The 26,743-nt window shown below is 40.9% G+C and carries 23 protein-coding genes; 5 read left to right on the top strand and 18 right to left on the bottom strand.

All coding sequences use genetic code 11. The features are described 5' to 3' along the window. The first annotated feature begins 102 nt into the window (after nucleotides 1-102). A complete protein-coding gene (gene hslV / locus A6E03_RS03100; protein ID WP_065600146.1) occupies nucleotides 103-627 on the top strand; it encodes an ATP-dependent protease subunit HslV in 525 nt (174 codons plus the stop codon). Nucleotides 628-649: 22 nt separating this feature from the next. Next, a complete protein-coding gene (gene hslU, locus A6E03_RS03105) occupies nucleotides 650-1,984 on the top strand; it encodes an HslU--HslV peptidase ATPase subunit (RefSeq protein WP_065594192.1) in 1,335 nt (444 codons plus the stop codon). Nucleotides 1,985-2,100: 116 nt separating this feature from the next. Here the strand turns inward: hslU and A6E03_RS03110 are convergent, their stop codons facing one another. Then, nucleotides 2,101-2,502 carry an OsmC family protein gene (locus tag A6E03_RS03110; RefSeq protein WP_060992622.1) on the bottom strand — a complete coding sequence of 134 codons (402 nt, stop codon included), beginning with the start codon at nucleotides 2,500-2,502 and terminating at the stop codon, nucleotides 2,101-2,103. 246 nt (nucleotides 2,503-2,748) lie between these two features. Here A6E03_RS03110 and crp point away from each other — a divergent pair, with 246 nt between their 5' ends. Continuing rightward, nucleotides 2,749-3,381 carry a cAMP-activated global transcriptional regulator CRP gene (gene crp / locus A6E03_RS03115; RefSeq protein ID WP_005421074.1) on the top strand — a complete coding sequence of 211 codons (633 nt, stop codon included), beginning with the start codon at nucleotides 2,749-2,751 and terminating at the stop codon, nucleotides 3,379-3,381. A 70-nt stretch (nucleotides 3,382-3,451) separates the two neighbouring features. On the opposite strand, the gene A6E03_RS03120 is transcribed toward crp, so the two are convergent. From A6E03_RS03120 to A6E03_RS03135, 4 genes are all read right to left on the bottom strand, one after another. Next, entirely contained in the window at nucleotides 3,452-4,246 is a 795-nt protein-coding gene (locus A6E03_RS03120) for a DUF1338 domain-containing protein (protein WP_065594193.1), read from the bottom strand. A gap of 12 nt (nucleotides 4,247-4,258) precedes the next feature. Continuing rightward, complete coding sequence (gene astD, locus A6E03_RS03125; RefSeq protein WP_065600147.1) at nucleotides 4,259-5,716, bottom strand: succinylglutamate-semialdehyde dehydrogenase; 1,458 nt, start codon at nucleotides 5,714-5,716, stop codon at nucleotides 4,259-4,261. A gap of 12 nt (nucleotides 5,717-5,728) precedes the next feature. Then, nucleotides 5,729-6,745, bottom strand: coding sequence for an arginine N-succinyltransferase (astA, locus tag A6E03_RS03130; RefSeq protein WP_065594195.1), 1,017 nt, complete (start codon nucleotides 6,743-6,745; stop codon nucleotides 5,729-5,731). A gap of 163 nt (nucleotides 6,746-6,908) precedes the next feature. Continuing rightward, nucleotides 6,909-8,123 carry an aspartate aminotransferase family protein gene (locus tag A6E03_RS03135; protein WP_065600148.1) on the bottom strand — a complete coding sequence of 405 codons (1,215 nt, stop codon included), beginning with the start codon at nucleotides 8,121-8,123 and terminating at the stop codon, nucleotides 6,909-6,911. Nucleotides 8,124-8,608: 485 nt separating this feature from the next. Here A6E03_RS03135 and A6E03_RS03140 point away from each other — a divergent pair, with 485 nt between their 5' ends. After that, nucleotides 8,609-12,064, top strand: coding sequence for a M66 family metalloprotease (locus tag A6E03_RS03140; RefSeq protein ID WP_065600149.1), 3,456 nt, complete (start codon nucleotides 8,609-8,611; stop codon nucleotides 12,062-12,064). Nucleotides 12,065-12,170: 106 nt separating this feature from the next. On the opposite strand, the gene A6E03_RS03145 is transcribed toward A6E03_RS03140, so the two are convergent. The 13 genes from A6E03_RS03145 to pilM form a co-directional block, all read right to left on the bottom strand. Next, on the bottom strand, nucleotides 12,171-12,749 hold the full coding sequence (locus tag A6E03_RS03145) for an aminodeoxychorismate/anthranilate synthase component II (RefSeq protein WP_065600150.1): 579 nt from the start codon (nucleotides 12,747-12,749) through the stop codon (nucleotides 12,171-12,173). Between the two features lie 84 nt (nucleotides 12,750-12,833). Next, nucleotides 12,834-13,850 carry a tryptophan--tRNA ligase gene (gene trpS, locus A6E03_RS03150; RefSeq protein WP_065600151.1) on the bottom strand — a complete coding sequence of 339 codons (1,017 nt, stop codon included), beginning with the start codon at nucleotides 13,848-13,850 and terminating at the stop codon, nucleotides 12,834-12,836. 105 nt (nucleotides 13,851-13,955) lie between these two features. After that, nucleotides 13,956-14,639, bottom strand: coding sequence for a phosphoglycolate phosphatase (locus A6E03_RS03155; RefSeq protein ID WP_065600152.1), 684 nt, complete (start codon nucleotides 14,637-14,639; stop codon nucleotides 13,956-13,958). A 5-nt stretch (nucleotides 14,640-14,644) separates the two neighbouring features. After that, the gene (rpe, locus tag A6E03_RS03160; protein WP_065594201.1) at nucleotides 14,645-15,322 is read right to left on the bottom strand and encodes a ribulose-phosphate 3-epimerase; all 678 of its coding nucleotides are present in this window, start codon (nucleotides 15,320-15,322) and stop codon (nucleotides 14,645-14,647) included. Between the two features lie 153 nt (nucleotides 15,323-15,475). Beyond that, nucleotides 15,476-16,306 (bottom strand): Dam family site-specific DNA-(adenine-N6)-methyltransferase, encoded by an 831-nt coding sequence (locus tag A6E03_RS03165; protein ID WP_065594202.1) that lies wholly within the window; start codon nucleotides 16,304-16,306, stop codon nucleotides 15,476-15,478. An 83-nt stretch (nucleotides 16,307-16,389) separates the two neighbouring features. Continuing rightward, complete coding sequence (locus A6E03_RS03170; protein ID WP_065600153.1) at nucleotides 16,390-17,805, bottom strand: SPOR domain-containing protein; 1,416 nt, start codon at nucleotides 17,803-17,805, stop codon at nucleotides 16,390-16,392. 3 nt (nucleotides 17,806-17,808) lie between these two features. Continuing rightward, on the bottom strand, nucleotides 17,809-18,897 hold the full coding sequence (aroB, locus tag A6E03_RS03175; RefSeq protein WP_065594204.1) for a 3-dehydroquinate synthase: 1,089 nt from the start codon (nucleotides 18,895-18,897) through the stop codon (nucleotides 17,809-17,811). Between the two features lie 38 nt (nucleotides 18,898-18,935). After that, entirely contained in the window at nucleotides 18,936-19,454 is a 519-nt protein-coding gene (gene aroK / locus A6E03_RS03180; RefSeq protein WP_045101110.1) for a shikimate kinase AroK, read from the bottom strand. 225 nt (nucleotides 19,455-19,679) lie between these two features. Next, nucleotides 19,680-21,410 (bottom strand): type IV pilus secretin PilQ, encoded by a 1,731-nt coding sequence (locus tag A6E03_RS03185; RefSeq protein WP_141677214.1) that lies wholly within the window; start codon nucleotides 21,408-21,410, stop codon nucleotides 19,680-19,682. Nucleotides 21,411-21,435: 25 nt separating this feature from the next. Further along, complete coding sequence (locus A6E03_RS03190) at nucleotides 21,436-21,954, bottom strand: pilus assembly protein PilP (protein WP_065600154.1); 519 nt, start codon at nucleotides 21,952-21,954, stop codon at nucleotides 21,436-21,438. Continuing rightward, entirely contained in the window at nucleotides 21,947-22,528 is a 582-nt protein-coding gene (locus A6E03_RS03195; RefSeq protein WP_176703443.1) for a type 4a pilus biogenesis protein PilO, read from the bottom strand. The genes A6E03_RS03190 and A6E03_RS03195 overlap by 8 nt, the downstream gene beginning before the upstream one ends. Next, nucleotides 22,521-23,090 carry a PilN domain-containing protein gene (locus tag A6E03_RS03200; RefSeq protein ID WP_065594206.1) on the bottom strand — a complete coding sequence of 190 codons (570 nt, stop codon included), beginning with the start codon at nucleotides 23,088-23,090 and terminating at the stop codon, nucleotides 22,521-22,523. The genes A6E03_RS03195 and A6E03_RS03200 overlap by 8 nt, the downstream gene beginning before the upstream one ends. Further along, the gene (pilM, locus tag A6E03_RS03205) at nucleotides 23,075-24,073 is read right to left on the bottom strand and encodes a type IV pilus biogenesis protein PilM (RefSeq protein WP_065594207.1); all 999 of its coding nucleotides are present in this window, start codon (nucleotides 24,071-24,073) and stop codon (nucleotides 23,075-23,077) included. Before pilM ends, A6E03_RS03200 begins: the two co-directional genes overlap by 16 nt. 138 nt (nucleotides 24,074-24,211) lie before the next feature. Here pilM and A6E03_RS03210 point away from each other — a divergent pair, with 138 nt between their 5' ends. Next, nucleotides 24,212-26,710, top strand: a complete 2,499-nt coding sequence (locus A6E03_RS03210) for a penicillin-binding protein 1A (RefSeq protein WP_065600155.1) — start codon at nucleotides 24,212-24,214, stop codon at nucleotides 26,708-26,710. Nucleotides 26,711-26,743: the final 33 nt, after the last annotated feature.

Here is a 26,743-nt window from a genome sequence, read left to right on the forward strand (position 1 = left end):
ATCTTGAAAACCAACATCATCCCCCCCATTACAATAGTAATAATCATAAAGATTAATGTAAGAGTCTCACTAAATTACATCATCGAATAAGAGGTTTTACTCGTGACTACAATAGTTTCTGTACGCCGTGAAGGCAAAGTCGTGGTTGCTGGCGATGGCCAAGCATCTCAAGGTGATATGATCGCAAAAGGTAACGTAAAAAAAGTACGTCGCCTTTACAATGATTCCGTTTTAGTTGGCTTTGCTGGTAGCACTGCTGATGCATTCATTCTGTTTGACCTGTGTGAACGAAAGCTAGAAATGCACCAAGGTAATTTGACTAAAGCTGCCGTTGAACTCGCTAAAGAATGGCGTAGTGACCGAGCCTTACGCCGCCTTGAAGCGATGTTAATCGTTGCAGATAAAACAACGTCTCTAATCATCAGCGGTACGGGTGATTTAATCAATGCGGATAATGACCTTCTTACCATTGGTTCTGGTGGTTATTTTGCTCGCTCTGCAGCGACTGCATTACTAGAAAACACTGATTTAGATGCACGTGAAATTGCCACAAAAGCATTGACGATTGCGGGCGATATTGATGTCTACACTAACCATAATCATACCATTGAAGAACTGAACGTTTAACGATAAATAATAAGGAATACCCATGTCTGAGATGACTCCTCGTGAAATCGTACACGAACTAGATAGCCATATTATTGGTCAAGATAAAGCAAAACGTTCAGTGGCAATCGCACTGCGTAACCGCTGGCGTCGTATGCAACTTAACCCTGAGTTGCGTGCTGAAGTAACCCCAAAAAATATTTTAATGATCGGACCAACGGGTGTTGGTAAAACCGAAATTGCCCGTCGTTTAGCTAAATTAGCAAACGCGCCTTTCATAAAAGTAGAAGCCACAAAATTCACCGAAGTGGGTTACGTAGGCAAAGAAGTCGACAGCATTATTCGTGACTTAACTGACGTGGCAATAAAAATGACACATCAGCAAGCGGTAGAAAAAGTAAAATTCCGTGCTGAAGAACAAGCTGAAGATCGTATTCTCGATATTTTATTACCACCGGCTCGTGATGCATGGGGTAAAAATGAAGAAAGCGATAATGACTCAGGCACTCGCCAATCTTTCCGTAAAAAATTACGTGAAGGTAAGCTAGATGACAAAGAAATCGAAGTGGATGTTGCGGCTCCTCAAGTTGGCGTAGAAATCATGGCTCCTCCTGGTATGGAAGAGATGACAAACCAACTTCAAGGTATGTTCCAAAATCTATCTGGTGGTGAAACAACTAAAAAGCGTAAGATGAAAATTAAAGATGCGCTTAAAGCCCTATCTGAAGAAGAAGGCGCTAAATTAGTTAACCCTGAAGAATTAAAAGAACAAGCGATTTTCAACGTAGAAAACCACGGTATCGTCTTTATTGATGAGATAGATAAAATCTGTAAAGGGTCTAACTCCCAGTCTGGTGACGTATCTCGTGAAGGTGTGCAACGTGACCTACTTCCATTAGTTGAAGGCAGCACAGTAAGCACTAAGCACGGTATGGTAAAAACAGATCACATGTTATTTATCACTTCAGGTGCATTCCAAATGGCTAAGCCATCGGACCTTATCCCTGAACTACAAGGTCGCTTACCAATTCGTGTTGAACTTGAAGCATTAACTGCGAATGATTTTAAACGTATTCTTACCGAACCAAATGCATCGTTAACAGAGCAATACATCGCTTTATTAGCAACAGAAAATGTTAATCTTGAGTTTACTGAAGATGGCATTACTCGTATTGCAGAATCCGCATTCCAAGTAAATGAAAGCACAGAAAACATTGGCGCACGTCGTCTGCACACCGTGATGGAACGCCTAATGGAAGAGATCTCTTATGACGCATCCGAAAAAGATGGCGAGAGCCTAACGGTAGATGCCGCTTACGTAACATCTCGCTTAGGTGATCTGATTGCTAATGAAGATCTAAGTCGTTTCATTCTATAATTGACGACGAATACTAATTCCAGTAATTATCTGTTCATTATTACTGGTTAAACAATAGTTAAAAATAAAGCCTCATACATCAAAATGTATGAGGCTTTTTCTTTGGAAAAAATAATCTAAGCAATCACTTCCCAAGAATGTGTCATCTCAATGCCTTCACCTAGCATTAAACACACAGAACAATATTTCTGTAATGAATCAGCAGTGACTCGCTCAACCACCTTAGGATCGAGATTATCTCCACTCACTTCAAAGTGAATGTTAATATGAGTAAACAACTTCGGCGCGGTTTCACGACGATCACTTGATAGCTTTGCAACGCAACCAAGTACGGCTTGATTTGCTGATTTTAGACCATCAACAACATCAACAGAACTGCATCCACCGGCAGCCATTAACACTAATTCCATTGGGCTTGGTGCTTTTTCTCCACCATTACCATCCATTACAACAGAGTGACCAGATTGAGATTGACCTAAGAAAGTAAATCCATCAATCCATTTAACTTCAGCGTTCATAAAAGCCTCTTTACTACATAAAAGGAAAACTCGTGATCCATTTCACGAAACTGTGCCCTTGGTCGCACATTTCATACGATCAAAGTCAAGAAATCAACGGCGAAACAGGGTATGATTTTATCAATTATCCCAACGAACATGCAGCCTTGTTCCGATAACCATATTGTATAGGCCAAACTGATATTTGGCTCAGTTATTTTAAAATGGACATCGCCTACTTGGCAAACGCAGAGGAAGTATAAAAGTATGGTTCTAGGTAAACCTCAGACAGACCCAACATTAGAGTGGTTCTTATCTCATTGTCACATTCATAAGTACCCATCAAAAAGTACTTTGATTCACGCGGGTGAAAAAGCTGAGACTCTTTACTACATCGTAAAAGGTTCTGTTGCTGTACTAATTAAAGATGAAGAAGGAAAGGAAATGATCCTTTCTTACCTAAACCAAGGTGACTTCATTGGTGAACTTGGCTTGTTTGAAGAAGGTCAAGAACGTTCAGCATGGGTTCGTGCAAAAAGCCCTTGTGAAGTTGCTGAGATTTCATTTAAGAAATTCCGTCAACTTATCCAAGTAAATCCAGATATTCTGATGCGTCTTTCTGCTCAAATGGCAACTCGTCTACAAATCACTAGCCAAAAAGTGGGTGATTTAGCATTCTTAGACGTTACAGGCCGTATCGCTCAGACTCTACTGAATCTAGCTAAACAACCAGATGCGATGACTCACCCAGATGGCATGCAAATTAAGATCACTCGTCAAGAGATCGGTCAAATTGTAGGTTGTTCACGTGAAACTGTTGGCCGTATCTTGAAGATGCTTGAAGAGCAAAACTTGATCTCTGCACACGGTAAAACAATTGTAGTTTACGGTACTCGTTAATTTAACGCTTATCTTAAACGAATAAAAACGCAGCCCTTGAGCTGCGTTTTTTTATGCCTAAATTTTAGAATTAACTGTCTGTGCTTTCAAAAATTTTATCAGCAGATGCAGCGACAAATCCTGTATATATCTTCCCACTTGGCAACGTATATCGCTTAGCAAACTCATAAAATCCACCAGGAATTTCAAACTCACCCTCCGTAAAATTCACTTTCACTTTATCCGCCATTGTTGATGACTGTTCTAAGTAAACCTCAGGAGAGCCTTTCACTTCACCACCCACTTCGTTCATTGCAAAACCTGCATCACGTAAGTGTTGGTTCACATCAACCACTTCAGAGAACGCTTCAAGCTGATTAACGTAAACCGTAAAGTGATTAGCGCCATAACCATGAGCCGCTAACCAAGAAGCGTACTCACTTTCCTTCGCTAATACTTGATAGTCTTCGAAACTTAATGTCCAAGGCCTACCGGAAGAAAGAAAATCACTGGTGGCAAAATAGTGGGCTGGTACTTGTTCAACCAAGCCATGAATAATGTCCTGTATTTCAGGTGATAACTCTTCTACTAATAATTCACTAATAAAAACGAGTGGCGCATTAGGATCTGGGTGCTCAAAATGCTGCGCTTTCAGTTTTTTAGCTTCAAAGTCATAAATCTCACACGCTTTATAGCCTATTGCTAAAAATGGTGCAGCAAGAGTCTGTAATCCAACTTTAGGTAAATTAAACGTACGTAGCGCAATATGATCGTTAATCAGTTCATCGTTATTAGACAGTAATTGATGCACCTTCCCAGCAGATGGGGATAAGCGCGCAATATAATCTTTCCACAATGACGAAAATAAAGAATTTACATTATTCATGTTTATCGCCTCTTATAGAGTTAAACCCGGAGAGAGTTGTGCAGGTATTTCACATGCATCGCCTTCCATTGATGCCATTGGATATGCACAGTAATCCGCTGCGTAATACGCACTTGGTTTCATATTGCCAGAGGCACCCGGACCACCAAATGGCGCGTCACCACTTGCTCCCGTCAATTGACGGTTACGATTTACAATACCAGCACGAATATGCTCTACAAAATATTCCCACTCACTGTCATCCGTGGAAACAAGGCCTGCCGATAATCCATAACAAGTGTCATTAGCAAGCTTTACGGCTTCTTCTAATGTCTCGTAACGCACCACTTGCAGTAATGGTCCAAAGTATTCTTCATCTGGTAATTCAGCAACGTTAGTCGCGTCAATAATACCCGGTGAAACAAAGGCATGACCTAAGCTTTTGGCTTCAAGTAAAGACTCTCCACCCAAAGCTTGTAAATTCTTCTGAGCATTGAGAATAAACTCTGCTGCTGCGACTGATATTTGCGATCCCATAAACGGAGCGTTATCAGCAAACGGTTGGTCAACAACGATGCTTTTTGCCACCTCAACAAGGCGAACTAACAACTCATCGCCTGCTTTTCCAATAGGGACATATAAGCGACGCGCACACGTACAACGTTGACCCGCACTAATGAATGCCGATTGAATAATGGTGTAAACTGCCGCTTCTTGGTCGCCAAAATCTTTTGAAATAACCATCGGATTATTACCGCCCATTTCTAGAGCCAGCATTTTTCCGGTGTCTCCTGAAAATTGGCGATGCAGGATATGTCCAGTATTCGCACTACCGGTAAATAACAGGCCATCAATACCTTTAGCTCCCGCTAGCGCTTCACCCGTTGAACGAGCACCTTGTACTAGGTTAATCACACCATTTGGCAAGCCTGCTTGTTGCCATAATTTCATGACGACTTCACTGGTCCATGGCGTTTGCTCTGAGGGTTTTAGCACGACAGTATTACCTGCTAGCAGTGCAGGAACAATATGACCATTAGGAAGGTGTCCTGGGAAGTTGTACGGCCCAAAGACAGCCATAACACCTAAAGGTCGATGTCTAAGTACAATTTTATTTCCAGCAGCTTCACGCTCTTTATAGGGCGTCCTTTCATGATAAGCACGGATAGAAATTGCGATCTTACCCACCATTGCGCCCGCTTCTGTTTTAGTTTCCCAGAATGGCTTACCCGTTTCTTTCGCTATCACTTCTGCTATCAGATCAGTATTCTCTTTCACTAATTCTGCAAAACGCTCAACGATTGCTTGGCGTGCTTCAAAAGGCTGTTTTTTCCACTCAATAAAGGCATGACGTGCAGCACTGACCGCTGACTCAACCTGAGCTTTGGTTGCGCTGTCTCCTTCCCACACTACTTCACTGTTGTACGGGCTTACTGATTGTATTGTTTCACCATTACCTGAAACCCAATCCCCTGCAATCCAATGTGTCATATCCTTTGTCCTCTATTGAGCTAATAAACGTACGTAATCACCCACATTAACTTGTAAAGCCGTTGCTGCTTCTTGTGTTAAATGAACGGTATCAGTCGCTTTATCATAAGCGGCGGTGGTTGCTGTTGCTCTGAAATTCTCAAACGATGTATTTGAAATTAAATACTGTTGTGAGCTGTTATGTTCAGTAATAATTACTTTAGCTTTAAATGAATTTTTCACTGATTCAATGCTGCGTAAATCACATTCAACCGTCGGGCCAGCATCAAAAATATCGACATAACCACGACAACGAAAACCTTCATTCTCTAATAGTTTTAATGCGGGTTTTGTATTGTCATGAACCTTACCAATAACTTCCTGTGCTTCTTTACTTAATAAATTAACGTAAATCGGTAACTTAGGCATAAGATCGGCAATAAAGCCTTTATAACCAATACCTGTTAGGTAATCAGCTTCCGTAAAGTCGATAGAAAAAAAATGCGTCTGTAGCCACTTCCAAAATGGCGACTCTCCTTCCTTGTCTGACACACCACGCATCTCTGCAAAAATGGTGTCAGAAAAACGATGGGGGTGCTCGGCCATCATTAAAAATCTAGCTTTAGACATTAAGCGACCATTAAGACCTTCACGAAATTCAGGACGTAAGAAAAGCGTGCAAATCTCAGTACTACCCGTGTAGTTACTACCAAAAGTCAGCACTTTAACCACATTATTCACATTGAGTTTTCTTGAAAAATGAACGACTTTACTGATGTGATAATTATAAAAGGGAGAATCTAAACCAACCGCAGCTTCAATTCCTGTGGTACCAGTAACCTCACCAGAAACTGAATCTTCACCAACCATTAAATAGCCTTCCGTTCCAGGGGCTTGGACCTCTTTTTGAAAACTACCAATAGAATGATCTATTCGATTTCGTAATTGTTCTTCATTCACTGGTAACGATGTAAAACCATGTCCTGATTCTACTGCACACTGGTGAAGTGCAGGATAATCTTCCTGAGTGATAGGACGAATAACAAGCATCAATATTCCCTCCGATGCGATGTTTCATAGGCGGTGCTAAGTCCAATAAATATAACTTCAAGGCTATCTATTGGAATAAACACGGTAGAGTATTGCGTTGATTTTTAGATAGATAAAAAGAGGGCCACTCAAACGCCTGAGTTGCCCAAATTCCTGTTTGTATCTATTTTTCTAATGATGAAAGCGCTTTATCTAAACGTTCAAATCCTAAATCTACGTCTTCTTTTGTAATAACAAGAGAGGGAGTAAAACGAACCACATTGACACCAGCAACAAGTACCATTAAACCTTGCTCTCCAGCGGCAACAAGAACATCACGAGCACGGCCTTGCCACGCTTCATTTAATGCAGCACCAAGTAATAGGCCTTTGCCTCGAATTTCGGCAAACATATCGTATTTTGTATTTAAGGTTTCTAGTCCATCACGGAACCATTGCTCCCGTTCTTTTACGCCTGCCAATGTTTCAGGTTTTGATACCTCTTCAACAACGGCTTCAGCAACAGCGCACGCTAACGGATTACCGCCATACGTTGAGCCGTGAGTACCCACTTTTAAATGCTGAGCCAATTCTGTCGTTGTCAGCATGGCACCAATAGGGAAACCACCACCTAACGATTTTGCTGTGCTTAAAATATCAGGCGTAACCCCTAAACCTTGATAAGCATAAAAGTCGCCCGTACGACCGTTTCCGGTTTGTACTTCATCAAAGATAAGCAGCGCGTTGTATTTATCACACAGGGCTCTCACGCCTTCCACAAATTCAGTAGTTGGTGAAATAAGCCCCCCCTCACCTTGCAGTGGTTCCATCATGATCGCACAGGTTTTTTCCGACATGTGCGCTTCAAGTTCTTCTAAATTATTGTATTCAAGATGAGAAATATCACCTGGTTTAGGGCCAAAACCATCAGAATACGCAGCTTGTCCACCAACCGTTACCGTAAAGAAAGTTCGACCATGGAAGCCTTGTTTAAAAGCAATAATTTCACTTTTTTCTGCGCCGTGAACATCAACCGCCCAACGACGAGCAAGCTTCAATGCCGCTTCATTCGCTTCTGCACCAGAGTTAGCAAAAAATACTTTTTCAGCAAACGATACTTCTGTTAGCTTTTTCGCTAAACGAATCGCGGGCTCATTGGTCATCACATTACTTAAATGCCACAACTGTTGAGATTGCTCTTGCAGTGCAGTGACCATTACAGGATGACAATGACCAAGACAGCTCACTGCGATACCACCAGCAAAATCAACGTATTCTTTACCGGCTTGATCCCACACTCGTGCACCTTTCCCTTTCACTGGAATGACTTCCATCGGGTTATAGCAAGGTACCATTACATCATTAAAATCTTTACGTTCGACTTTTGAATTGGTCGTCATCACATTTTCCTTCTGCGTATGCCGTTTTTCAGCATAGTATTTACAAATCATTAACCTTTTCAATAGCACAAAATTCTTTTTTTGAACTAAAAAAGTTCCATTATCTATTGAGAAGTGACTGATAATTCAGTTTATTAGAATGGTTATGAAATAAAGCTATAGCAGGTGAGTAGATAAGTAAACGAATTTATAAGAATAGAAGACACAAAGTTTATGCATAAATCTTCATATAAATAAGCAGAAAAAAAGACGAAAGAAAAAGTAAGAAGAGTGAACTAGATCGCTATGGATATGAGAACTCATTACAGATCATTAACTAAAGAATAGTCTAAAAGTTTCATATTAATTCACTTGTATAAATTTAAAATCTAAAAATGCAACAGGTATTTATGAAGCAATATCAAAATATCCAAAAAAAAGAATTCTCAAAAGTTATAACTAAGATCAAAAATATAAGGATTAGTTATATTAATTAAGAGCCTAATATGAAAAAGACTATATTAGCAACACTTGTTGCTGGAGCATTCATCAGCCACTCGGTTGTTGCTCAAGTTGAAACATTGCCATCGTTAGAAGTTCAAACCCGTGCTGTTATCGAGAAAATACATCAACTTGCTTTAGATCCTAAAAATATTATTCAACGTGAAGATCGGCGCTATGTGACATTCAAAGGCAAAGAGTATCAACTCAACTTTGAAAACTACCCGATGTTTCCATTGAATGATGCCCAAGGCAGCTACAGTAATGCGTTTCCTTTCATCGATACGGATTGGGAAATTGTATCTGAACGTGCTGGTTTTTACCTGATCCACCGTGAGTCGGGTGTGCTGAATGACGACGAGACCGGGTGTTACCTAAAATATTTCCCTGCCAGCCGCAGTTCACCCGCTTTACCGGATGGGTCTTACCTTTGGAAATATGCCATGGAACACGCGGTCGTGAGCAGCGATTGTGGTGAGCTGACAATACCGACATTGAGTGCGTTACGTAGCGAATCGTTGTCGGACGTGGGTGTAGGATTGGCATGGGATGCGGCGTCTGACGCCGAATTTGATCTTGCCTTCACCGTGTACCCAGAAGGTGAGTCCTCTATCACCACGCATTACCGCAAGGTAACGTCTAGTTTTTATATCGGGGATTTAAGCCCGAATACCAAATACGATGTCGAGATCACGTCGTGCAATACACTGGGGTGTGACACTCAATCTTTTACCTTTACCACGTTACCGTCACGCCTGAGCTACAACGATAGCCGCAAAGCACAGAACCACCTGAGCGGAAACCTGCGTGCACACGTGAATTTTGCCCAAACTCACACCAGTGTGACGCCGAATACGAATGACGCGATCAATCACCCGAACCTTGTGGTTGGGCGTGAAGCGCTATTATTGGTGACCCCTCAACAGCCTCGAGTGCATCAACTGTGGGTCGATGTTGCCATCGAAGGTGCACCTGTCGGGCGTTTTGCGTTGAATCCACCAAGTGCATTGCCAGACACGGATCAGCCGGATAATGGCCACAGCAAAGTGGTGTACTCCCACCATGCGTGGAGCCTGCCGTTACTGTGGGACTGGATGACGCCAGGGTTGTCACTCACCTTGACGGATAACTTAGGCCGAGAAGGCGTGCTGACCCAAGATGATCTTGTGTTCGCTGGCGCACCCGAGTTGGTGATCCAGAATATTGATATTGGTATGTTGACCGAGCCGCGAGATCGTTACGATATGATCAATGACATGGCCAAACTGTCAACCGACTACTTCCAAAAAATTCCGGTATCTAAATTGGTGATGGCGGATTACACCCCGTTGCACCTAAGAAAAGTCACACTGCCTAACGGCAAGGTGTACACCAAAGCCAGTGAAGACGGCAATCCGAGTTGGCACGGTGGCGACATGCGTGAATATGTCGGCAAACGTTTAGTGTCACTGGGGATCAACAATGCCAACTTTGGCCGTGTTGATGCCGCAGGCGGTGATATTAGCTGGCCGCGTCCGTTTTTCCACATTACGGCTCACAACAGCCAAGGTCGCTACCTGTACAAAGAAAAAGACAGCGACGGCAATGAAACCGGTGTCGTGACCTCTAAAATTGTTAACCACGGCGGCAGCGGCGGGGGCGGTATCGTCACGCTCACCAGTACACGCGGTAACGAATGGTCTCATGAACTGGGTCATAACTTTGGCCGTGGTCACAATCCACAGAACGCATCAATTCATGACATGAAATCCGGCTGGGGCTGGGATGTTCGCTACAACCGCTTTATTGGCAACCTTCACTGGAAGGATGCGGCTATCACGGTTGAAAACCCGACCAGTGGTGAGTCAGTACCACCGTTTGCCAATGAATTCCGCTTTATGCGTGAAGCCATGGGGGGCGGTGAAAATCCACTGACCGGATTGATCAGTAATTACACCTTAGAACACCCGATTGCCGCGCGTGTAACGCAAGACCATTTGAACACGTCAAGCAACGTGGACATGAACAGCTCGACCGGTTTCTCTCGTTGGGATGCAGAAGCACAGCGTTATGTTGAATCTGACACGGGCTATGCGAAACCAGAACAGCAAGGCGTACCAGTGATCACTGTGCTGGGTATTTATGACCCATTAACGGAGAACGCTAGCCAGATTTACCCACTGATTTACTCTAACTATGGCAACATTTTCGCCTTGCCTGCGCCGAGCCCTATCAAGCCGACACTCGAAGGTTGGCAGCACGTGGCTAACCTGACGGAAGGCGATCGTCACAACACGGCATGGCAGACCATGAAAGTCGATGGTGAATGGTTACCGCTGTGTCAGTTCAGTTACACCAACCAGCAAGGTGACACGGCAAACTTTGTTGGTTATGAAAATGCAGCGGCGCAAATTTGTCAGGTGACGGCAGAAATGTACTGGCTTGTTGATGGCACACGCGAAGTGCCGACCTCCGCACCGCATGACTACCAGTTATTGTCGGGGAAAGGCGAACTGGCGGGAAACGTGGCGTATGTGCCAACCCCTGAACTGGGTGAGCAAGCCGTGTGTGCTTTGGACAAAGCGGGAACATCGCATGATGGTGCCGGTTTCTATGCCGATGGCAAGTGTAAGCAGATCGACGGCGTGAAACACACCAATGGTGCAGCGTGGGCCTATGCGGGTCACCAAGGTGACATAACACAATATACTTTGACATCACAAAAACAGTGTCAGCTTGAAGTGGTCGGCGAAGACGGTTCACTGGACGTGATTGCGCTAAACGACACGCGTCATAACAGCCGTGAAAGTAATAAGTTCCACGTTAACCTACCGATGGATAACCACCCAGCGCGTATTTCCCTGACGTGTACGTCGGGCAATGGCGACATCACAATGTTGGATGCACAAGATACACCACGTAACCCAGCGGTAGACGCGTTGAAAGGGCCAATCATCATTGGTCAGGACTACGGTTACCAAGGGTTTGAAAGTGACATGCCTGAAGGTTGGTTCACGCACACAGAAAACTTTGATCCTACCGCATTAAGCGCTAACGACAAGAGCGTATTGGCAACATTGCGTGTGGGCGACGAAACACCGAACGTGTGTCGTTTCCCAATGCTTGTGAATGGCATTGAAAAAACACTGCATGGCTATGTAGATGTGCTGAGCGGCGGGAATTACCAGTGTACGGGTGGCGATGACATTACAGTGCGCGATGCGGCTGGTGAGCGTCCTTTGCTGTCTGAGATGAACCAGTTTGAGTGGCTATCACTGAATAATCGCCATGACGTGGGTACGGCGATCAAGGCAACCAAAAACAGCGATGCCAACCTGTGTAGTTTGAACAGAGGCGGCGAATGGTACGGTGCTGGCTTTATCAATGCGTCAGGCCAGTGTACTCAAGAACCAGAAGTGTACTGGTCGAACGGCAACCGTTGGATCTTCTCCAATGGTTATGTACGATATACTAATCAATAAATACATTAATACTTAATAAAAAGACCTCTTTGTGAGGTCTTTATTTTTATATAGGAAAATCGATAAATATCGTTTAATACTTCCTCTGATTAAGTTCGAAAGAAAATTATTTATTAATAAAATTAGCTAGGATATCGTGACCTTGCTCTGTCATTATCGATTCAGGATGAAATTGTACCGCTTCAATCGGCAGCGTTTTATGGCAAAACCCCATGATCTCATTCATTTCTCCCGCTTCATTTTCTGTCCATGCAGTAACTTCAAAGCATGAAGGTAATGTCTCAGCTTTAACCACTAATGAGTGGTAACGAGTGACGGTAAGAGGATTATTCAGCCCTTTAAATACGCTCTGGTTGGTATGGATTATTGGCGATGTTTTTCCATGCATCACTTTTTTAGCACGCACTACATCACCACCAAACACTTGAGCAATGGCTTGATGACCTAAACACACGCCAAGGATTGGTAATTTCCCTGCGAAATATTCAATGGCTTGCAAAGAAATACCAGCCTCGTTAGGAGTACAAGGGCCAGGAGAGATAACTAAGTGGGATGGGTTAAGTGCTTCAATGCCTTCAATGTCAATTTCATCATTACGAACTACTTTTACCTCAGCACCTAATTCATAGAAATACTGATATAAGTTATAGGTAAACGAATCATAATTGTCGATCATTAACAGCATAAAAACTACTTAAGAAGATGAATAAGAAATAAAAATTGCCCGTAAGGAAACCCTACGAGCAATCTATTTTATCAGAGCGACAGACTATGGGCGAGTAACAAAACCAACCGCTTCAAACGCTTTTTTCAATGTAATTGCTGCGCGCTCAGAGGCTTTCTCTGCACCCGCTTTCATTACAGAATCCATATAGGCACGATCTTCACGAATACGCTTGTATTCAGATTGAATCGGCTCAAGCATAGTCACAATTGCTTCACCAACGTCTTTCTTGAATGGACCGTACATTTCAACACCTTGGTATTGAGCTTCGATCTCTTCAAACGTTTTGCCTGATGCCGCAGAGTACAGACCCATAAGGTTTGAAATACCCGCTTTATTTTCCCAATCATGAGCAATACGCGGTGGCATTTCTGCATCTGTTTGTGCTTTATTAATCTTCTTAAGAATCGACTTAGGATCTTCTAGCAGCGTAATAACGTTCTTACGGTTATCGTCTGATTTAGACATTTTCTTCGTCGCATCTTGCAGGCTCATTACACGCGCATTCACTTGTGGGATGTACGGTTCTGGCACGGTAAATAATGGCGCTTCAGGGCTGTAGATATTGTTAAAACGGTTGGCAATATCACGCGCTAATTCTAAATGTTGCTTTTGATCACTACCTACAGGCACTTGATGTGCGCCATAAAGTAAAATATCTGCCGCCATTAATACTGGGTAATCAAACAAACCTACGTTAATGTCATTTGCATAACGCTTTGATTTATCTTTGAATTGAGTCATACGATTCAATTCACCCATTTGAGTGTAACAGTTAAGAAGCCAACCAAGTTGAGCATGCTCTGGTACGTGCGACTGAACAAATAGCGTGCTCTTCTTTGGATCAACACCAACCGCTAGACAAATTGCCAGTGCATCGAGTGTTGCTTCATGAAGCGCTTTAGGATCTTGACGAACCGTAATTGCATGAAGGTCTACTACACAATACTGACAATCATAATCGTCTTGCATCTGTTGCCATTGACGTAGAGCACCCAAGTAGTTACCTATACTTAGTTCACCTGATGGTTGAACACCACTTAATACGATGGGCTTGCTCATGGTTATGATTCCTTGTTTAACTGTAAAATTAAATGATCCTCGATGGGATCATTTAATGGTTATTCTATTGTATTGATAGTCTTTATTTGTACTTATCAATGAATACTATCTTGCCACACTCATCACGGCTAATAAATGATTAAATTCATCACTTACTACATCTGGCTTACTGTCTGCTATTGGCTCGCCATGGTTATAGCCATAAGTCAGGCCAAAGCTATAACAACCCGCCGCTTGTGCCGCTTGAATATCATTTCTTGAGTCACCCACCATCAACATCTCAGAAGCGCTTAATTGATGCTTATCGAGTAACCAATTTAGTGCAAATGGGTTTGGTTTTTTCTCAATGAAGGTATCGCCACCAATGACATCAACAAATAGATGAGCAAGTTGGTGTTGCTCCAATAATTCAGGTACAAATTGAGCGGGTTTATTAGTAACAAGAGTCAATGTATACCCTTGTTGATGAAGCGCTTCTAGTGTCTCTTTTACCTTTGGATATAAGTGACTTAACTTATGCCCACCATCATGATAATGATGATCTAAACGAGCACGAGCTTGCTTAATCAATTCAGGGGATAGCCCTTGTTGCACTGTGACACTTTGGCTTAGAGCACGAGAAACAAGAACATCAGCACCGTTACCAATCCAATGAGACGCTTGTTCTAGCGTTACTCTTGGGTAACCAACATCTTGCATAGCAAGGTCAACCGCACGAGCTAAGTCTGGAACGCTATCAAGCAGCGTCCCATCCAAATCAAAGGCGATCAGTTTGATGTTTTCAAACATGATTCTTAGTTACCTTTCACTTTTGCTAATTCAGCGCGCATTTCATCAATCACTTCTTTGTAGTTTGGTTGATTGAAAATAGCAGAGCCTGCAACAAACATATCCGCACCCGCTTCTGCGATTTCACGAATATTATCTACTTTTACGCCACCGTCGATTTCAAGACGAATATTACGACCTGATTCATCGATCAATTTACGCACCGCACGCAACTTATCTAGTGTATGAGGAATGAATGATTGACCACCAAAACCTGGATTAACAGACATAAGTAAGATCATATCTACTTTATCCATAATGTAATCAAGGCAAGATAATGGCGTTGCTGGGTTTAATACAACACCAGCCTGACAGCCGTTTTCTTTAATTAACTGAAGAGTGCGATCAACATGTTCTGATGCTTCCACATGGAAAGTGATCATGGTTGCGCCAGCTTTAGCAAACTCAGGAACGATACTATCTACTGGTTTCACCATTAAGTGAACATCAATAGGGGCCGTAATACCGTAGTCACGTAATGCTTTACAGATAGGAGCGCCAAACGTTAGGTTTGGTACATAATGGTTATCCATTACATCAAAGTGAACGACATCAGCACCTGACGCTAATACTTTTTCAACGTCTTCACCAAGACGTGCAAAATCAGCAGAGAGAATAGATGGTGCAATCAAAAAATCTTTCATGTTGAGCCTCAGGTTAATTATTTTATTATCTAAATACGGCTATGACGATATAGCGCAATCGATTAACTCGACCGCGCAATTCTACCTGATAATTTTAAACCTGTCTTAGAACAGTTAATCTTTCGAGCGGATTTTTGAAGAGAATTATTCTATTTACTCAGTGCATTTAGGGGCGTGAAATAATGCCATAAGCTCATCAACTTTATTACGGCCAGCGCCATTGCGACTAATCGTTCGTTTTACTTTAATCGTATTCAGCGTTGCACCAAGATACAAACGACGAGTTAATATCGTGTCATGGTTTGAGATAAGCACTGGAATATCTCGTTCAAATGCCGCTTTTTCTGCTACATCAGCCAGAGCTGCTTGATCATCTAAAGAGAAACCATTTCCTGCATATGAGGTAAAGTTTGCTGTTGTTGATAATGGCGCATAAGGTGGATCACAATAAATTACACAGCCTTTACGAGCACGTTTAAAGGTTTCTAAATACCCTTCACACACAAACGTTGCTTTCTTTGCTTTTTCAGCAAAAAAATACATTTCTTTTTCAGGGAAATAGGGTTTTTTATATGAGCCAAAAGGAACGTTAAAGCCGCCTTTTTTATTGTAACGACATAAACCATTAAAACCATGGCGATTCATATACAAGAAAAGCAAAGAACGACGATAAGTATCTGTGCATTGATTAAACTCAATACGTAAATCTAGATACACTTCTTTTTGATTATATTCAGGTTGAAATAATACACGAACATCTTCAACAAAACGCTCAGGATCATCTTTAAGGTGATTATAAAGATTGATTAAATCAGGATTAATATCGGCAAGAAGATAATGATCGTAATTTGTATTTAAAAATACTGAACCTGCACCAACAAACGGTTCGATCAGTTTTCTAGCATCGGGAAGATGGCGTTGAATTTCTTCTACCAGGCTATATTTACCGCCAGCCCACTTGAGAAATGCACGATGCTTTTTCATACGTCTTTTACGCCTTTTTACCTTAGTTCAGAAAGCGGGGGATTGTACCCTATTTTTTTACTAGGGTCTGTTTATCTTATCTCTTATTTTACGGAATCAATTTCACGGTGTACTTGAACTAAAGATTTAGCCCAAGGCCCTAATGCCTGAACCGAATTTGGTAAAGTCTGTACAGCACCACGCGCAGATGAAATTGAAGCATAATCACCAAAAGTGACAATATACCAAATAGACCCATTTCGAAGCGTTTGATAAGTACGAGTCAATTGTCCAATTTGATGCTCTTCTAAGAACTCTTGTACGGCTTCTTCATTCGTTAACGCTGCTAATTGTAAAAGATAGCGTTTATCTGAAATGGTCATTAGTTCTTTATTTGCCAGAGTAAAAGCATCCGCTTGCGCTAATTCATTTGTTAACGCCGAATGTTCTTGAATTTCACTTGTAGGCATAACTTCATCAACTGAAATTGGGTTCGGTTCTTCTTGTTCATCCAGTGTCAAATCCGATTCATTAATTAATGAATCAACCAACTCAGAAGGAACGACAACTCGCTTACCTTCTTCTACCGTTGTTTCGGCAATCACTGGTGTATCAATTACATCTGGTGGAATAGAATGAGTGTCGTCTTCGGGCTCATTAACACCAACATCATCCAACGCGTCATCGACACTCAAAACTAGATTGTCATCCAACGCAGAAAAAGTAGGCTTTATTGATGATTGATTTAGCCACCAATACCCCGCTGTTGCACCTAATAATAAAATGGACGCTAACGCTAAAATCCGAACAGGAGACTGTGTTACAGAACGAATAATAACTCGACGTTCTTTTTTCTTTTCACCTAGCGAAATTAATTCAGCAGGTAAGCGCTCAGTTTTATCGACTAAATTACGAATGCGGATTTTATCTTCTCTACTTGGCGCAAAGCGGACGACCAGCATTTCAGAAAACGTTGTTGCTTCATCTTCACTTAATGGCGCTATATCAATATCAACAGGCTTATTGTCTTGTCCATAAGAAACACGAGACAATGCAGACGCTAACTTACCTGCTTCCGAAAATAACAAAACATTGATTTGCCAATTTGGCGTTGACTGAGCTCTCTGAACTAAGAGCCACAATTCACTAAGTAACTCAGGAGAAAGTAAGTGGGCATCATCAATAACTAAAACAAGATTGCATTTTTCTCCAGCTAACATTCTTTCAATACTATCAATTACAGTATCAAATTCATTAAATAGCGGATATTGCACAACCTGCTTTAAGATAATTCCGCGCTGTTGCTGTATTGATTGGCTTGGATGACATATCAACAGAGCTTGATTATTATCATCACTCCAATGTTCAAGATAACGTTGAGCAAGCCATGATTTTCCAGAGCCTTTAACCCCTTCAATATGCACTAAATTAGAACCAAATCGGGAGACAAATTGAATGCGTGATAACACATCAATTTGGCTTTCTAATTCCAATACAGTTAAATCATGGCCGATACTCATATTTTATGCCTTACATTGCTCTATCACATCAGCGAGAACGCGTTCAGAAACACCTGTTACGACCTCAGAGCTACCAATTGAAGTCGGGAGCACCAAACGTAACTTACCTGACAACACTTTCTTGTCACGCATCATGTGTTTCATAAATGCATTTACTGTCATTTCTTTTGGTGCTTTAAGAGGTAATTTCGCTTTTTTTAATAGATTACAAATACGATCTACATCATCTTGCGAGATTAACCCTTCTTTTTGAGCCGTCACCGCTGCCATTACTGTTCCAGCAGAAACTGCCTCACCATGAAGCCAATTACCGTAACCCATTTCAGCTTCAATAGCATGACCAAAAGTATGACCTAGGTTCAAGAGTGCGCGTATCCCAGACTCTTTTTCATCTTTAGCCACGACTTCCGCTTTGATTTGACAACAACGAGAAATAGCATATACCAACGCATCATGATCGAGTGCGTATAGCTTATCCATATTTTCATCAAGCCAATCAAAAAAATCACGGTCAATAATAATACCGTACTTAATCACTTCTGCCATTCCTGCTGCGAATTCACGCTCAGGCAATGTTTTTAAGCAATTAATATCAATAATCACCGCTTTAGGTTGATAAAACGCCCCAACCATATTTTTACCAAGCGGATGGTTTATTGCTGTTTTTCCACCAACGGACGAGTCTACTTGAGATAATAACGTTGTTGGCACTTGAATAAAGTCGACACCACGTTGATAACACGCGGAGGCGAAACCAACCACATCTCCAACAACACCACCACCTAATGCAACAATTGTCACATCTCGACTGTGATTTTCTTCTAATAAGAATGTCAGGATTTGATTGAACGTATCAAGATTTTTATATTGTTCACCATCGTCTAATTCAAGCAGTGATACTTGGCATTCAAACGTATGTAGAGTGTCGATGATTTGTTGAGCATATAACGGCGCCACCGTTACATTACTGATAACGACAACACGTTTTTTGGCAGGTATTACAGATGAAAAATGCGCCGGGTTGCAAAGCAACTCGGCGCCGATAGAGATGGGATAGCTACGTTCTGCTAAATCTACATGAATCGTTTCCATGATTCGTTCCCAGTATCTGTCTTATTAAATAACTTGAATTAACGCTCTTCAAGCATTTGGATGATTTGATTTGCAACTACTTTTGCACTTTGATCATCGGTGCGAACAACGTAATCAGACACTTCTTCATAAAGTGCATTACGTTCTTTCGCTAGCGCTTCTAACACTTCACGAGGTTCATCAGTTTGAAGCAACGGACGTTTTTTATCGCGTTGTGTGCGAGCTAATTGCTTCTCAATTGTAGTTTCAAGATATACAACGACACCACGAGCAGATAAACGATTACGACTCTCTTTACTAATAACAGAGCCACCACCCGTCGCAAGTACAATGCCTTGCTCTTGAGTTAAATCGTTAATTACACCTTCTTCACGTACACGGAATCCTTCTTCACCTTCTACGTCGAATACCCAAGCGATATCTGCGCCTGTACGTTCTTCGATTACCGTATCAGAATCAAGAAACTCCATATGAAGTTGCTGTGCTAAGTGTCTACCAATTGTACTTTTGCCGGCGCCCATTGGGCCAACAAGGAAAATATTTCGTTTTTCAGCCATTTTTTAGAAATTATGCAAAGTTCATTAACGACATTGCCAACAGTTGTCTCTTTTAACAGACATTCCCCTGTGGCACCATATTCCTCACAGATATTTCGTGATAAGACCAAAAATTATCTCAGTTAATAGCTAGTGATTGCAATAGCTAGATGAAAAGTTCAGCATAATTATTTTTTTTACGTACTATTTTCAACGTATTTTATCAGCTTAGGTTACGCTATCTCATTACTGTATAACGACTTTTGGCGTAACGAAGATTAATAATTCTTTTTTACCTATATTTTCTGAGCTACGACGAAATAACACACCGAGCAGGGGTAAATCACCTAACAATGGCACTTTCTCTACACTGTTTGATAATGAATGCTGATAAATACCACCTAAAACAACCGTTTCACCGTTATTAACTAATACCTGTGTTCCGATCCTTTGAGTGTCAATCGCAACAGCCTCTCCTGTGCCCGTTTTAACCACTTGTCCTGGTCTATCTTGGGTAACAACCAAATCAAGAACTAAACGGTTATCAGGCGTGATCTGCGGCGTCACCATTAGACTTAATACTGCCTTTTTAAACGATACAGATGTAGCACCACTAGAAGAAGCTTCTAGATAAGGAATTTCAGTACCTTGTTCAATGTAAGCAGGCTTCTTATTTGTTGTAATTAAACGAGGGCTTGAAATGATTTCAGCTTTAGATTCAGCCTGTAGTGCCGAAAGTTCTAAATCTAATAATAGATTAGACCCCAATTTAGCGACTTGAAAAGCAATACTTGAAGCCGCAGGATTTGCCAACCCTAAGTTAACATTTAAAAAATCATCAACAGGAAGACCGCCGCCATCATCACTACCACCATCATATAAGCCAACAGCAGCTAAATTACTTTCGATTGAACCACCTACAGTAGTGCTACCATTGGTGTTAGTAATGCCCCAACGGACTCCTAGCTCATCAAGATTACCTTCGTTAACCGTGACGATCCGAGCTTCAATCTGTACTTGTTTAATCGGAATATCAAGCGTATCGATAATATCTTTAATAACAACGATATTTTCAGGAAGATCTCGTAAAAGAAGTGAGTTAGTTCGCTCATCGACAGTAATACTACCTCGGCTTGAGAGCATAGTAATGTCCCCCTCGCCAACCAATAATTCAGCTATATCAGACGCTTTAGCGTACTTAATCGAAAGGATCTCAGATGAAAGCGAAGCTAATTCCGATGCCATTTGTGCTTGTTCTAAAACTTGCTTTTCTTGCGCATCAAGCTCTGATTTAGGAGCAATCAATACAACATTGCCTTCTACTCGTTTATCTAACCCTTTCACTTGCAAAATAATATCTAATACTTGTTGCCAAGGTACGCCGTCTAAACGCAAGGTTAGGTTTCCTGTAACGGTATCTGCAACAACTAGGTTAAAGTCATTATAATCTGCGATTAGCTGTAATACGTTTCGAACAGGAATATCTTGGAAATTGATCGAGATCGGCTTGCTATCGTCACCACCATTACTAATTTGGACACTTTTATCAACTTCAGGTTTCGATGAAATCACGACTTGCAATGAACGATCTTTTAGAAAGTAGTCATATTGATATTCACCTTTAATATCGACAGATAGCACCGTACTATTTGGCTCTCTAAAGGTTTCAATTCGAGACACTAATGTTGCAAAATCCTCTACATCTAAAATAACTAACTTATCATCGCTAACTTTTGTGTTATACAACTCAATAATTAATTTACCGTTCTCTTTTTTTAAATCCACCGTCGCAGCAGCAGAAGCGAGATCAACCGTGATCACCCCTTCTTGCTTCTGACTTAATTGAAAGTTTACATTTACCAGTTGATTTGAAATAACGTCTTCAGCGTAAGCGGTTAAATGAGTAAAAGTAAGCACTATAAGTGCGCATAATCGAGCACTTAATAACTGGGTGATTTTCTTGCGTCCTAGCAACATGAGATTTTCCTAATCCTTTTCAAAATTAATGTTTCAACGCCAATTTTACGTATCTTTTTTGCCAGCAACCCATACCATCGGGTAAGGTCTCTTTTAATGTAATTTGCCTTGATTTAATATCGACAACTTGACCATTATTACTTCCCATATATTGTCCTTTACGCACTTTTACAACGTTCCCTTTCGGTGTTTGTACCAATGCAGTAATATCAGAATCCGCCCCCATAACGCCTTTTAATCGCAATCTTTTCAGCGAAAAACGCTCCAATGAGCCTGTTTTTTTTCGATATTGAGGCTGCCAACATGTTTTCTTCTTTATTGGTTGCGTCGCTATTTCTGGCAATTTTGGCAAAATAAATGGTGAACGACCCGACACTTGAGAATACGCTTCTACTTCGAATGGAAGAGCATGAGAAAGTGTATCTACGCTACTTTTTCCTTGTTGTTTTGCTTCAATATAAAAAGAATCTAGAGATTCTTTATTGGCCTTACAACCAACCAGAACGAGAGCACTTATAACCAATAATAAAAATCGACTATTCATTTTTCCCCCTAAATTGATAGGTATAAGCCATAACGCGAAAATGCAAGGTACTGCTCTCTCGACTCACTCGCTGAATATCAATATTTTCTAAACTAACAATACGAGGAAGATCAGCAATTGCTTCTGAAAATGAGCCTATATCATGATACTGACCTGTTAATTCAATATTTAATGGTAATTTGTAAAGAAATTCTTGGTTCTGTTTTTCACCCCAATCAATTCGGGTAAACGTCAATTTATTTTGAATGCCGACTTGGTTAATCCCTGATAGCATACTTGCTAGTTCTTTCTGCGCAGGTAATTGCTGGGCTAAAAATTCATAACGTAAATTGAGTTCATTCAATTGACTTTCCATTTCTGGCATTGCCGCGACTTGATTGTATTTGTACTTTACTGTGCTTTTTAAGGTGATTTCATCTACCTTTAATTGCTCTGTACCTTCCATTATTGGCTGTAACCAAAACCAATATCCTGCAGCCTGCACTACAATGCATAATAGTAGAATCATCAATAACTGTGGCAGTAAGGGCCATTCAGTTATTTCATCAAGATCTAACTCTCTCCAATCAATCATTACTCTTCTCCTTTACCAAAGAAAGCAATCTAAATGACACGTCAAAGCTACTAACGTCATGACCAAAGATTTTTTTTCCAGAGACGATAGAGTGCATTTCAACCGATGCAATCGACGGAGAGTGTTCTAACTTATCCAACATACTGGCAAGACGAGCATTACTATCACTAAACCCTTTTATCTCAACCTGCTTTTTATGCATTCGTACTTTATTTAAGTAAATGCCTTCCGTGATCATTTCAGGCAATACATTTAATAATTGTGTCGTGGTATTTCGATTTTGTTGTAACTCTTCAACAACGCCTAATCGAGTTAAAATAGAATCATGTTGCTTGCCGATGTCATTTAACTCTTTTAATTCATCATTTAACCATCCGATATGGCTATCTAAAGAACGATTACGCTGTACCTGAATGGCGTTTTGTTGCTCTAGATATTGTGCAGCCCCCCACTGAACTGCCACCGATAAAATAACCCCAAAACAAAGTAACGATATGAACCGACGTTGATATTTTGATCTTTCTTGCTCTCTCCAAGGCAATAAATTTATTTGGTAATCCATTCAACCCCCCTTAATGCAAGACCTAACGCTGAGGCATACTGATTCGCTTGAGCATTCATTGGCATTGCTTCTTGTTTTGCACCTTTAAACAAAGAAGAAAGATTCAAATCCAAAACAGGCAATGATAATTCATAGCTCAACGAATCAGATAATCCAGGTAAAAGTGAACCGCCACCAGTAATCCAAACACCTTCAATTTTATGATTATGAATTGATGAATATAATGTTATTTGGCGACGAATATGATCAGACAATTGAGAAATAAACTGCGCATCAAACTCCAAATCAATAACTAGTGATAGATCATTTTTTCTTTCTTGATTTGGCTCCGAAGCGCCGAAAACAATATGTTTAGAATAGGATTTCTGATTTGGAGAGCTAATACAAAACATCGTTTGTTGGTGACCAATATCAATTAACATCCAGTTTTTTTTATCTGGATATATTTCGGTACTTTTCTGCCATAAAATAGATAAGGAATGTGAATGCACATCAGCTAATACGGGAGATAACCCCACAGATTTAAAACACTCTTGGCGAGATTGAACCAACTCTTTACGAGCAGCAAAAACCTGATAAGTAGTTGTTTTTAAGCTACTTACCCCTCTCTGATCTATAGCAACAAAATCAATATTAAGATCATCAACTAGAAATGACGATTGCTGTTCAAAAGTATGAGAAATTGAAAACTCTGTTTCCTTTACATCAAGTCCGCTATCTACCTGAATAATTTTGCTGATAATACTGCTATCAGGAATAGAGAAGGCCACTCGTTTTTGATTAAATTTTAATTTTTTCTTTAAACGAGATAAATACGGTTTTATTTTTTCAAGATGTAATGTGTTCGCATCTAAAAAAACAGTTTCTGATAATAAGATCTCAATACAGCCAACTAATTCTAATTGACCTTTTTTTAACCTTACAGATACAGCTTTAATGCTATGATGCCCTATATCTAAACCCGTGACGGTGGGATAAATCATCTTGAGTTAACTCCAAGTAATAAATAAATATCTCAAAATTAAGCGTTTATTTGCGTTATTTTTTGTTGTGTTATATTTATACTACTAAGTTATGGGTTAGAAACGACAATATAGATTAAAGTAAACGGGAAATATCAGGTGAAGTTCATAAAGGCACTGCTTATAGTTACATTGGTTTGCATTATTCTTGGGGTCACAACAATTTTTGGTTTTTACCAATATGTGAAACCAGAATTACCAGATGTGGCAACATTGAAAGATGTACAACTACAAACACCAATGCAGGTATATAGCCGCGATGGTAAATTAATTGCGCAATTTGGCGAGAAGCGTCGTATTCCTTTAAAATTGGAAGAGATGCCTCCTCATCTACTTGAAGCGATTATTGCAACTGAAGACAGTCGCTTTTATAGCCACTATGGTTTCGATCCTATCGGTATTACTCGTGCTGCTTTTGCTGTTTTAGCTTCGGGCTCAGCAAAACAAGGGGCGAGTACCATTACTCAACAACTTGCGCGTAATTTCTTCTTATCTAATGAAAAGAAGATCATGCGTAAGATTAAAGAGATTTTTATTGCCGTTCATATCGAGCAATTACTAACAAAACAAGAGATCTTAGAACTCTATCTAAATAAGATTTATCTTGGTTACCGCTCTTATGGCGTTGGCGCAGCAGCTCATGTTTATTTTGGTAAAGAAATTGGGCAACTCACTTTAGGTGAAGTCGCCATTATTGCAGGCTTACCAAAAGCACCATCAACAATGAATCCTATCTATTCAATTGATCGCGCAACGACTCGTCGCAATGTTGTTTTAGCTCGTATGCTTGATGAAGGTTACATTACTAAGCAAGAATTTGAAGATGCTAAAGCTGAAGTCATTATCTCTAAATACCACGGTGCAGAGATTGAACTTCAAGCGCCTTACATTGCAGAAATCGCTCGTGCATGGATGGTTAATAAGTTCGGCGAAGAAGCCGCTTATACCTCTGGTATGAACATTTACACAACTGTTGATTCAAAAATGCAAGCCGCTGCAAATAAGGCATCAATTGATAACCTACTTGCTTATGACGAACGTCATGGCTTCCGTGGTGCAGTAAAAACAGTGTGGGAACCAAAAGCGACACCATTAGATGAAGATGCAATTACTAAGCATTTAAGAAATGAACCATCTTATGGTGATCTAATGCCTGCTGTTGTTCTTTCTGTTAAAGGAAAAACAGCTACCGTTGATATCAAAAATAATGGTATTGCGACCATACCTTGGGATGGTTTGAAATGGGCTCGTCGCTTTAAAACAGACAAACGTCAAGGCCCAGCACCTCGTCGTGCCGCTGATATCTTAGCGGCAGGTGAGCAAGTGTATGTTCGTCCATTAAGCCAAGAAACTACCGATGACGTAACAACGACAGTTTGGAAGTTAAGCCAAGTGCCCGCAGCAAATACCGCGTTTGTTGCTATGGATCCAACTGATGGGGCTATCACCTCTCTAGTGGGTGGTTTCAACTTTGTTCACAACAAATTTAACCGTGCTACTCAGTCTGTGCGTCAGGTTGGTTCTAGTATCAAACCATTTATCTACTCTGCTGCTCTTTACCACGGTAAAACACTAGCAAGCTTGGTAAATGATGCTCCGATCAATACTTGGGATCAGAGTCAAGGTACAGCATGGCGACCTAAGAATTCGCCACCAACCTATGTTGGTCCTGCTCGCCTACGTATTGGTTTAGCTCAATCTAAAAACGTAATGGCCGTTCGTGTGTTACGTGAAGTCGGTTTAGATGAAACTATTGATTATCTAACTCGCTTTGGCTTTAAAAAAGAAGACATCCCACACTCTGAAACCATTGCACTAGGCGCGGGTAGCCTAACACCAGTACAAATGGCGCAAGGCTTCTCGGTATTTGCCAATAATGGTTACTACGTAGAACCTTATTATATCGACCACATTAATAGTCCATTTGGTGATGAAGTTTATAAAGCAACGCCAAAAACGATTTGCCAAAGTGATTGTTCTGACCAAAACGATGAAGATTCACCTTACGCTAAAAAAGTTATCTCAGCGCAAAATGCATTCTTAGTAAAACAAATGATGTATAGCAATATCTGGGGTGGCGGTAGCTGGCGTAAAGGCACAGGCTGGAATGGGACTGGCTGGCGTGCACAAGTTCTAAAACGTCGTGATATTGGTGGTAAAACAGGGACAACTAATGACTCTGTTGATGCATGGTATAACGGCTATGGTCCAAATGTAGTGGCAACTGCATGGGTTGGTTTTGATAATCCATCACACCGATTAGGCTATACTACTAAAAACGACAACATGACCAAAGAAGAGATGCCTACCGGTGGCGAAGCTGGCGGTAAAACGGCTATTTACGCTTGGGTTAATTTTATGAGAGTTGCGCTTGATGGTGTTCCAGAAGAGAGCCAACGTCTTCCTGCTAATATCATCAAGGTAAAAATAGATCGTGAAACGGGTCTATTAACCAATAAAAATGATGAAACCAGTATGTGGGAATATTTTGCTGGTGGAACTGAGCCGACAGAATACGTAAAACAAGATTTCCAAGATACGCTTTATTCATCAGGTGATACCGATGGAGATGGCGAAGAAGACGAAAGCTTATTTTAAATCCGTTATCTTAAAATAATAAAAAAGGGACGC

It is taken from the genome of Aliivibrio sp. 1S128 (assembly GCF_001691065.1).
GTDB lineage: Bacteria > Pseudomonadota > Gammaproteobacteria > Enterobacterales > Vibrionaceae > Aliivibrio.